Annotated in this window: 6 protein-coding genes; all 6 read left to right on the top strand. The window is 40.4% G+C overall.

Annotation, left to right across the window (positions count from 1 at the left end):
- The first annotated feature begins 544 nt into the window (after window positions 1-544).
- The 6 genes from IM793_RS13090 to IM793_RS13065 all read left to right on the top strand — a co-directional run bounded on the left by IM793_RS13090 (window position 545) and on the right by IM793_RS13065 (window position 9,053).
- On the top strand, window positions 545-1,951 hold the full coding sequence (locus IM793_RS13090; protein WP_227256246.1) for an aminopeptidase P family protein: 1,407 nt from the start codon (window positions 545-547) through the stop codon (window positions 1,949-1,951).
- Between the two features lie 301 nt (window positions 1,952-2,252).
- Window positions 2,253-3,923 (top strand): M1 family metallopeptidase, encoded by a 1,671-nt coding sequence (locus IM793_RS13085; RefSeq protein ID WP_193422019.1) that lies wholly within the window; start codon window positions 2,253-2,255, stop codon window positions 3,921-3,923.
- A gap of 254 nt (window positions 3,924-4,177) precedes the next feature.
- Window positions 4,178-5,176 (top strand): dihydrodipicolinate synthase family protein, encoded by a 999-nt coding sequence (locus tag IM793_RS13080; protein ID WP_227256245.1) that lies wholly within the window; start codon window positions 4,178-4,180, stop codon window positions 5,174-5,176.
- 14 nt (window positions 5,177-5,190) lie between these two features.
- Window positions 5,191-6,777, top strand: a complete 1,587-nt coding sequence (locus tag IM793_RS13075) for an aldehyde dehydrogenase (NADP(+)) (RefSeq protein ID WP_193422017.1) — start codon at window positions 5,191-5,193, stop codon at window positions 6,775-6,777.
- On the top strand, window positions 6,770-7,771 hold the full coding sequence (locus IM793_RS13070; protein ID WP_193422015.1) for a 4-hydroxyproline epimerase: 1,002 nt from the start codon (window positions 6,770-6,772) through the stop codon (window positions 7,769-7,771). The genes IM793_RS13075 and IM793_RS13070 overlap by 8 nt, the downstream gene beginning before the upstream one ends.
- Before the next feature lie 40 nt (window positions 7,772-7,811).
- Complete coding sequence (locus IM793_RS13065; protein WP_193422013.1) at window positions 7,812-9,053, top strand: FAD-binding oxidoreductase; 1,242 nt, start codon at window positions 7,812-7,814, stop codon at window positions 9,051-9,053.
- Window positions 9,054-9,502: the final 449 nt, after the last annotated feature.

The following is a 9,502-nucleotide window of genomic DNA, read 5'->3' as shown; positions in this document are numbered from 1 at the left end:
AACAGCGGCACTTCGTTTTGTGTTCAATATTTCTTAAAGCTTTAAATTAGCGTCTATGAACACAAAACCACTGCGTTTTAGGTTTGACAGTGCTATTTGTTCTTTCCTACAACTGTTTTTTTGATTTCGCTGGCCCTTGGGATTGACGACGTTCTTCGGTTAAAACAAGGTATTATTTGAGGAAGCTAGCAAAACGCCTAAAAAATTAACCTCAAAAAGATGTGTCACACAAAAGGCGCAGGCCCGGGATCTTAAAGCTTAAGCATTAAGATTCCCATAGAATCTGGGTTGTGAATAACGGAACGCTTTATAAATACTCCATGCCCTCTATATCTCCATAGCTAAAAATTGTAAATGATATCTATAAACTTTCTTTAATCATCCATAAATCTGTAGATTTTACCCTTATTTTTCGCTAACCTGAAATTTATTGTGATTTTTGTGCCATAACCATAGCTTATAATTTGCAGATATAAACCATATTTTATCCATTCATTTTAATTCTGATGTAATGAATATGGCTTTTTGGATATTTGCTTAACACATGAAAAATATGTTTGAAAAGAAAGTTTACCTCCAAAGAAGAGCAGCACTAAAATCAAAGATAAATTCGGGAATATTACTCTTTTTGGGTAATGAAGAAAGCCCGATGAATTACAAAGACAATACCTATCATTTTAGGCAGGATAGTACCTTTTTATATTATTTTGGGATCAGTGAGCCGTGTTTAGGCGCTATTATCGACCTGGATGAAGATCAGGTAATTCTTTTTGGCGATGAAATGGGCATTGATGATATTGTGTGGATGGGCAGGCAAAAAACACTCGAAGAAAAGAGTCTGGACGCTGGCCTAAACAAAGTTCTACCTTTTGCGCAACTAAATACTTATCTTAAACAATACCAGGATAAAAATCGTGAGGTTCATTTTTTACCTCCTTACCGTGCTGAGAATAAGATTAAATTGGCCAACTGGCTTAACCTGCCAATCGATCAGCTTAAAGAAAAAGCTTCGCTAAACTTTGTTAAAGCTGTTGTTGCACAACGGTCAGTTAAATCTGTCGAAGAGATTGAAGAGTTGGATCGTGCTGCAGCAATATCTGCCGATATTCATTTAATGGTGATGCAGCAGGCAAAACCTGGTATGTACGAACGCGAACTTGCAGCTAAAATTCAAGGTGCTGCATTGGCTTCCGGTGGTAACCTGGCCTATCCGGTTATTTTAACGGTTCGCGGCGAAATTCTACATAACCATTACCATGGGAATCAGCTCCAGGAAGGACAATTGGTTTTAAACGATTCTGGGGTAGAAACTGCTTTAGGCTACGCCGGCGATCTTACACGTACTTTTCCTGTAGGTAAAAAGTTTAGTGCAGAGCAAAAAGATGTTTATGATATCGTATTAAATGCTTATACGCATGGCAAAAATATGCTGGCGCCGGGAGTAAGATACTTAGATGTACATTTGGCTTCGTGTAAAATGCTGGCACAGGGTTTAAAAGATATTGGCCTGATGAAAGGTAATGTAGACGATGCCGTACAGGCTGGTGCGCATGCCATGTTCTTTCAATGTGGAACAGGGCATATGATGGGCTTAGATGTACACGATATGGAAGATTTAGGCGAGCAATATGTAGGTTATACAGATGAGCTGACTAAAAACACCACCCAGTTCGGATTGAAATCGTTAAGGTTGGGCAAAGCGCTTGAAGCGGGTTATGTATTAACGGTAGAACCAGGTGTTTACATCATCCCGGAACTAATAGACCGTTGGAAAGCCACTAATCAGTTTGCCGAATTTATTAACTACGATAAATTGGAGCAGTTCAGAAATTTTAGCGGAATCAGGGTAGAAGACGATTTTCTGGTTACCGAAAACGGCAGCCGGATGTTAGGGAAGCATTTAGCTTTAACTACAGATGAAATTGAATCCATTAGGAGCGAAGCTTATTAGTAACGTTGGTTATTTGGAATAACTGCTGTTTTTTGTTTTGGAGCGCAGGTTCATTCGATCTTTTTAAAGAATGTTCCTGCCATCCGCTTTATTCCGATGAAGGATTGGAATGCCCGCTGCTGTCAGGGCTAGAGACCTCGGCAGAAGCACAGAACCAGGGTTAAATAAACCTGATAGAACGGATGCTCCCGATTCTTCATCGGAGCAGGAGGGATAGCAGGACTACCATAACCGATGAAAAACTGAAACTGCTTTTCAAATTAATAATACGCTATTGCAACATGATAACCAGCAAAAAGATATGAAAAAAATAACCTCCTTAACCCTAATCTTCTTAACATTTAGTACCCTGCTTTTTGCACAAAACCCCAAAAAGGTTTACACTTTAGCCGATACCTTAAGGGGAAGCTTAAATGCCGAACGGACCTGGTGGGATGTACAGCGTTACGAACTTTCGGTTAAGCCCGATTACAATGATAAGAGCATAACGGGCTCAAATAAAATTGTTTACAAAGTGGTGCAGCATAATAATGGTAATACCCGTATGCAGATCGATTTGCAGGAGCCATTAATCATTGATAGTGTTTTATATAATGGCGGTTCAAAGGTAAAATTCGAACATGTCGGCAGTGTCTGGTATGTACATGTGCCTGCGCAAAAGTTATCGGCGCTGAATAATGTCCATATATTTTACCATGGAAAAGTACACCAGGCCAAAAGAGCACCCTGGGATGGTGGTTTTATTTTTACTACCGATTCGCTTTCGCGTCCGTGGATGACAGTGGCCTGCCAGGGCTTGGGTGCTTCGGTTTGGTATCCAAATAAGGATCATCAAAGCGACGAGCCTAATCTGGGTGCATCTTTAACCATGACTGTTCCGGATACATTGGTAGCAGTAGGTAACGGGCGCCTGGTATTTAAAAAGGATAACCGTGATGGTACCACGACCTATCAGTACAATGTTAAAAATCCGATCAGTAATTATTGCATTATCCCTTACATAGGTAAGTATGTTAATTTTAAGGAGAAATACGCAGGCGAAAAAGGTGCCCTTGATGTGAATTATTGGGTGCTTGATTACAATTACCCAAAGGCTAAAACCTACATGCCCGATCAGGTGCATAAAATGATGAAAAGTATGGAGCATTGGTTTGGCCCATATCCTTTTTATGAAGATGGTTATCAGTTAATCGATGCTTCGCATACGGGTATGGAGCATCAATCGGCAGTTTCTTATGGCAATGGGTACAAGTTTGGCTACAGAGGCAGAGATATGTCTGGCAATGGCTGGGGTTTGAAGTGGGATTTTATCATTATTCACGAAAGCGGACACGAATGGTTCGGCAACAATATTACCACCAACGATCTGGCCGATATGTGGGTGCACGAAGGCTTTACTAACTACAGCGAAACCCTTTTTGTCGATTATATTTTTGGTAATCAGGCTGGAAATGAATACAATTTTGGCATTAGAAAAGGCATCAAAAATGATAGCCCGATTATCCCCCCTTATGGTGTAAATGCACAAGGCAGTGGCGATATGTATCCAAAAGGAGGTAACATGCTGCATTCCATCAGGCATAGTTTAAATAACGACGAACTTTTTAGAGCCATATTGCGTGGGCTTAACCAAACCTTTTACCACCAAACGGTAACCTCTGCGCAAATCGAAAATTATGTTTCTAAAAAAGCAGGTTATAATTTTTCAAAGGTTTTTGATCAATATTTACGTACGGTACAGGTTCCAGCTTTTGAATACTATCTTAAAGATGGTAAAGCCTTTTACCGGTATAGCGATTGTGTTAAGGGCTTCAATTTGCCTTTAAGTCTTAAAAAAGAAGGAATTAAAGCGCTTAAAATTATTCCTTCACAAAACTGGCAGCAGGTTACGTTAGCCAAAGGGCAGGATGCACTTTTTACAAAACCGGCTATTGAATTTATGTACTACCTTCAGGTCAAAAATACAAAATAAATCATTTTGAAATAAAAAGAAAAGGAGGACGTTCTCTATCTGACTGATTTTAAAGGTATTCTTGTTTGGGATGTTGGGTTTTTTATGGTATCTAATTTCTTTTACAAATGCTAAAGGGTTTTTCTAATCAAATCTGTCTGATTGAAGTGGCGTATTTATGACCAATATCGGTTAAAATCCAACAATATTGCAGTTTGGTAATTCCCTAACTTTGAATATCGTTTATATGATTCTATCTTCGATAATCTGATTAAATGATGCTTGCCAATTACATCCGGTTTTGGATTAATGGCCGGATTAATTTTTTAAAATATTTATTAAAACATAACATTACAATGGGTATCAAATGGACTGGGGTTTTCCCTGCTGTAACTACTAAATTTACAGCAAATGATGAGTTAGATTTTCCGGCTTTCGATTTAAATATCGAAGCGCAATTAGAAGCAGGTGCTGAAGGGATAATTTTAGGTGGATCGCTTGGTGAAGCCAGTGTATTAACCGATGAGGAAAAGTTTGGTCTTTTATCGCATACTTTAACCGTGGTAAACGGTCGTGTACCGGTTTTATTGAACATTGCTGAGTCAACTACAAAGAAAGCAATCGAAGTGGCTAAAAAAGCCGAATCACTTGGTGCGCAAGGTTTAATGTTGTTGCCGCCAATGCGCTACAATGCTGCTCCAGACGAAACTTTGGCCTTTTTCGGTGCCATTGCTGAAAGCACCAGCTTACCGATCATGATTTATAACAATCCTGTTGATTATAAAATCGAGGTAACTTTAGATATGTTCGAGGTTTTGACCAAATATGATAACATACAGGCGATCAAAGAATCGACAAGAGATGTATCAAATGTAACGCGGTTAATCAACCGTTTTGGCGACCGCTTCAAAATCTTTACCGGAGTAGATCCATTAGCGATGGAAAGCATTGTGATGGGTGCACACGGATGGGTTGCGGGTTTGGTTGATGCTTTCCCAAGAGAAACCGTTGCTATTTTCAGATTGATTAAAGAAAATCGCATTGCTGAAGCACTAACGATCTATCGTTGGTTTTTACCAGTGCTTGAGTTGGATATTCATGCGAAATTGGTGCAATATATTAAACTTGCAGAGGTTGCAACAGGATTAGGAACCGAAGCCGTTCGTGCACCTCGCTTACCATTAAGTGGCGCAGAAAGAGAAAAAGTATTGAAAATTATTAATGATTCATTAGCTGTTCGTCCGGAATTACCTGTAGGTAGCTGGGGGAAATAGTTTAAAAACCAAATATGAACGGGAAAAATATTGTAGCCAGCACTTATAGTGAAATTAATGAAAAAAGCCTTAAAGCTGTTAATCCCGCAACGGGATTAACGCTTGATGGCGAATTTTTTAAAGCGAACGAAAACCTGGTTGATGATGCCTTAACATCAGCAACATCAGCTTTCCAAAGCTATAGAAATCTAAACAAAGATCTCAAAGCCGCTTTTTTAAATGCCATTGCAGATGAAATCGCCAACCTTGGCGAGGAACTGGTAAACAGGGCTTCGGCAGAAAGTGGTTTACCTTTAGGTCGTTTACAGGGCGAATTGGGCAGAACTACGGGCCAATTAAGGCTATTTGCCAATTTGGTTGCAGAAGGCTCTTGGGTTGACGCCATTATTGACACCGCATTACCTGAAAGACAACCTTTACCGCGACCTGATATCAGGAGAATGCTGATCCCAATCGGGCCGGTAGTAGTTTTCGGTGCAAGTAATTTTCCACTTGCTTTTTCAGTTGCAGGTGGCGATACCGCATCAGCATTAGCTTCTGGTTGCCCGGTAGTTGTTAAAGCACATCCCGCACATTACGGAACCAGTGCTTTGGTAGGTGGTGCCATTATTAAAGCTGCAGAAAAAACAGGAATGCCTAAAGGTGTTTTCTCTTTGTTGTATGATGATGGTTATACCATTGGCGCTGGCCTGGTTCAGCATCCGTTAACTAAAGCAGTAACTTTTACCGGTTCGTTTAAAGGCGGGATGGCCTTAATTAATCTTGCTCAACAGCGTGAACAACCTATTCCGGTTTTTGCCGAAATGGGAAGTATTAACCCGGTAATCTTTCTTCCGCTAGCCATAGAAAATCAGGCAGAAGAACTGGCTAAAAAATATGCCGCGTCTATTACCTTGGGCGCCGGTCAGTTTTGTACTAACCCAGGTTTATTGTTAGCGGTACAATCACCTGGACTCGAAAATTTTAAAGCCGTTTTAAAAGAAGCTATTTCAACTATTCCTTCGGCAACAATGCTTACTGAAGGTATTGCCAATAATTATGGTAAACTTTCTGTCGAGGTAGTTAACGAAAGCGGTGTTGCTCTTTTATCGGCTTCAACCGTAAAAAATACTGAGCTTCAAAATCAATCAGAGGCAAAAATTGCTCAGGTAAGTGCTGCCGATTTTATTAAAAATCCAAAACTCCGTGAAGAAATTTTCGGTCCGTACTCGCTATTGGTTGTCGCTCAGGATCGTGCAGAACTGGAGCATGCTATTGAAGTTTTGGAAGGACAGCTTACTGTAACCTTAATGGCCGAAAAACAGGAACTTCAGCATTACCAGACTTTGGTAAACAAGTTGACTGATAAAACCGGAAGGATTATACTTAATGGTGTGCCTACAGGCGTAGAAGTTTGTGCAGCCATGCAACATGGTGGACCATTTCCGGCTACTAACGATAGCCGTTTTACTTCTGTTGGTTCTACTGCAATCAATCGTTTTGTAAGGCCATTGGCTTACCAAGATTGGGAACAGGAATTATTGCCAGATGAATTGAAAGATGGTAATCCATTGGATATTTTCAGAACGGTAAATCAAAAATTAACGAAATCTCATGAGTAAAACTTTTTTTTGTGTAGATGCACATACTTGCGGAAATCCGGTTAGATTAGTTGCAGGTGGAGGACCTCAGCTTATTGGCTCAAACATGAGCGAAAAGCGTCAGCATTTTCTGAGAGAATTTGATTGGATCAGAAAAGGTTTAATGTTCGAACCTCGTGGACATGATATGATGTCGGGTAGTATTCTTTATCCGCCTCACGACCCTGCTAATGATGTAGCTGTACTTTTTATAGAGACCAGTGGCTGCCTCCCAATGTGTGGCCACGGTACCATTGGCACCATTACCATTGCTATTGAAGAAGGACTCATCCAACCGAAAATACCAGGGGTGATCAGAATGGAAGCGCCAGCCGGTTTGGTATTGATTGAATACAAACAGGAAGGAAAAAAAGTGAAGTCTGTTAAACTGAAAAATGTGGCATCTTACCTCGCTGCTGAAAATCTTCAGGTAGAGTGCCCTGATTTAGGCACACTTACTTTTGATGTAGCTTATGGTGGAAATTTTTACGCAATCGTTGATCCACAGGAGAATTTCCCTGGATTGGAAAACTATACCGCTTCGCAATTGATTAACTGGAGCCAGACCATAAGAACACGCATTAATGAACTTTACAGCTTTGTTCATCCACAAGACCCTACGATAAATGGCTGTAGCCATATCTTGTGGACAGGAAAAACAATAGATCCTACCTCAACTGCCAGGAATGCAGTTTTTTATGGTGATAAAGCCATCGATCGTTCCCCATGCGGTACGGGTACTTCAGCCCGTTTGGCACAGTGGTTTGCTAAAGGAAAACTGAAACAGGGAGAGGATTTTATCCATGAAAGTTTTATAGGCAGCAAGTTTATTGGAAGAGTAGAAGAAGTTGTAGACCTGAATGGAATCAAAGCCATTATACCAAGTGTAGAAGGCTGGGCAAAGGTTTACGGTTACAATACAATAAAAATCGATGCCGAAGATGATCCGTATGCATACGGATTTCAGGTGATTTAATGAGTTTTTAAAAAGAATATCAGCAGAATAAATTAAAAGCATGTCGAAAGTATTAATTATAGGTGGTGGAATAGTAGGTTTAACTTCAGCATATTACTTGCAGAAAAGAGGCTACGAAGTAATAATTTTGGATAAAGGAGATATTACCGACAATTGCTCATTTGGTAATGCGGGGATGATTGTTCCAAGCCATTTTGTTCCTTTGGCTGCACCGGGAATGATCAAGCAGGGAATCCGTTGGATGTTCGATAGCAAAAGCCCCTTTTATGTTCGCCCATCTTTAAATATGAACCTCGTTAATTGGGGCTTGAAATTTATGAAACATGCTACGGCAAAACATGTAAGCCAGGCGGCAGTGCCATTACGCGATTTATCGTTACTGAGCAAAAAACTATATGAAGGCCTGGCAAAAGAGTCTGATTTCGATTTCGAATTAACCAACAATGGGATTCTGGCATTTTATAAAACAGAAAAAGCAGGAGAAGAAGAAGCACATTTAGCTGCAAAGGCAATTGAACTGGGCCTGGACATGGCGGTACTGACTGCCGACGAATGCCGTGCGTTACAGCCAGATTTAAAGTTAGATGTTTTAGGAGCGGTACATTATCGTTGCGATGCACACCTTTATCCAACAAAGTTGATGAATGCTTTGCTTAAGTATTTATTAAACAATGGGGTTAATATAGTGCGTAATAAAGAAGTTGATAAAATTGAGACGGCAGGTAATCGCATTACAAAGGTTTTTACAGGTGGTACCGCCTGGGAAGCCGATCAGTATGTTCTGGCAACTGGTTCGTGGTCGCCTGCTGTGGCTAAAATGGCCGATATTAAAATCTCTTTAATGCCAGGTAAAGGTTATTCTTTTATGGAGCCTGAACCTCAGCAGCGTTTAACTATTCCGGCATTGTTATGTGAAGCAAGGGTAGCCATAACACCAATGAACGGCCAGATCAGATATGGTGGTACGATGGAGCTGGATAAGATCAATACCCGGATCAATATGCAAAGAGTTAAAGGGATAGTAGAATCGGTTCCGGCATATTTCCCCGATTTAAAACCTGCGGTTCCTGCAGAAAAAGATATCTGGTATGGTTTCCGTCCGTCATCGCCTGATGGTTTGCCATACATTGGCAGAAGCGAAAAAAGAGAAAATCTGATTATCGCTACCGGCCATGGTATGATGGGTTTAAGTTTAGGACCGGCAACAGGTTTGTTGGTTAGCCAGATTGCTTCAGGCATGGCCACTGATCTGAAAATGGAACCATACAGAGTAGTGCGATAGTATAACAAGGATTCAGGTTTTTCCAGGGATGTGTCGTCATCGCGAAGCCGATTCTCTTTGGCTGGGGCAATCTTATCTAAAAGAGGAAAGATTGCTTCTTCGTAAAACGTGCCATTTGACAGGCTCCAATAGAAAAATCGTCATCTCGACCGGAGCAACGCGGAGTGGAGAGATCTTTGAACGATGTTATTGAAAAGATTTTGCTTCGCAGAGCCTTCGGGTTCTCCACTGCGGTCGAAATGACGATACTTCGAGGGCCGTTCACCTTCTTTATTCATCTATCTGTTAGTCGGGATTTGTAATATCCAATATTCAAAATAAAGAACAGTTTTCTCAAAAAAATGCCGAAATAGATTGCTAAACTAAAAACAGCAAACTTTAATCGTTTTAAATATTGCATTACAGTAGGTTAACTAAATATGTAGTGATTTTTGAACTACCGAATTCAC

Source organism: Pedobacter sp. MR2016-19, from assembly GCF_014947265.1.
GTDB lineage: Bacteria > Bacteroidota > Bacteroidia > Sphingobacteriales > Sphingobacteriaceae > Pedobacter.
Note: the sequence above shows the minus strand (reverse complement) of the source record. Positions and strands in the feature narration are given on the sequence as shown.

Excerpts from the sequence above, each read along its gene's own strand:
- IM793_RS13075 (WP_193422017.1), top strand. The coding sequence starts at position 5,191 with ATGAACGGGAAAAATATTGTAGCCAGCACTTATAGTGAAATTAATGAA.
- IM793_RS13065 (WP_193422013.1), top strand. The coding sequence starts at position 7,812 with ATGTCGAAAGTATTAATTATAGGTGGTGGAATAGTAGGTTTAACTTCA.
- IM793_RS13070 (WP_193422015.1), top strand. The coding sequence starts at position 6,770 with ATGAGTAAAACTTTTTTTTGTGTAGATGCACATACTTGCGGAAATCCG.
- IM793_RS13080 (WP_227256245.1), top strand. The coding sequence starts at position 4,178 with ATGATGCTTGCCAATTACATCCGGTTTTGGATTAATGGCCGGATTAAT.
- IM793_RS13090 (WP_227256246.1), top strand. The coding sequence starts at position 545 with ATGAAAAATATGTTTGAAAAGAAAGTTTACCTCCAAAGAAGAGCAGCA.
- IM793_RS13085 (WP_193422019.1), top strand. The coding sequence starts at position 2,253 with ATGAAAAAAATAACCTCCTTAACCCTAATCTTCTTAACATTTAGTACC.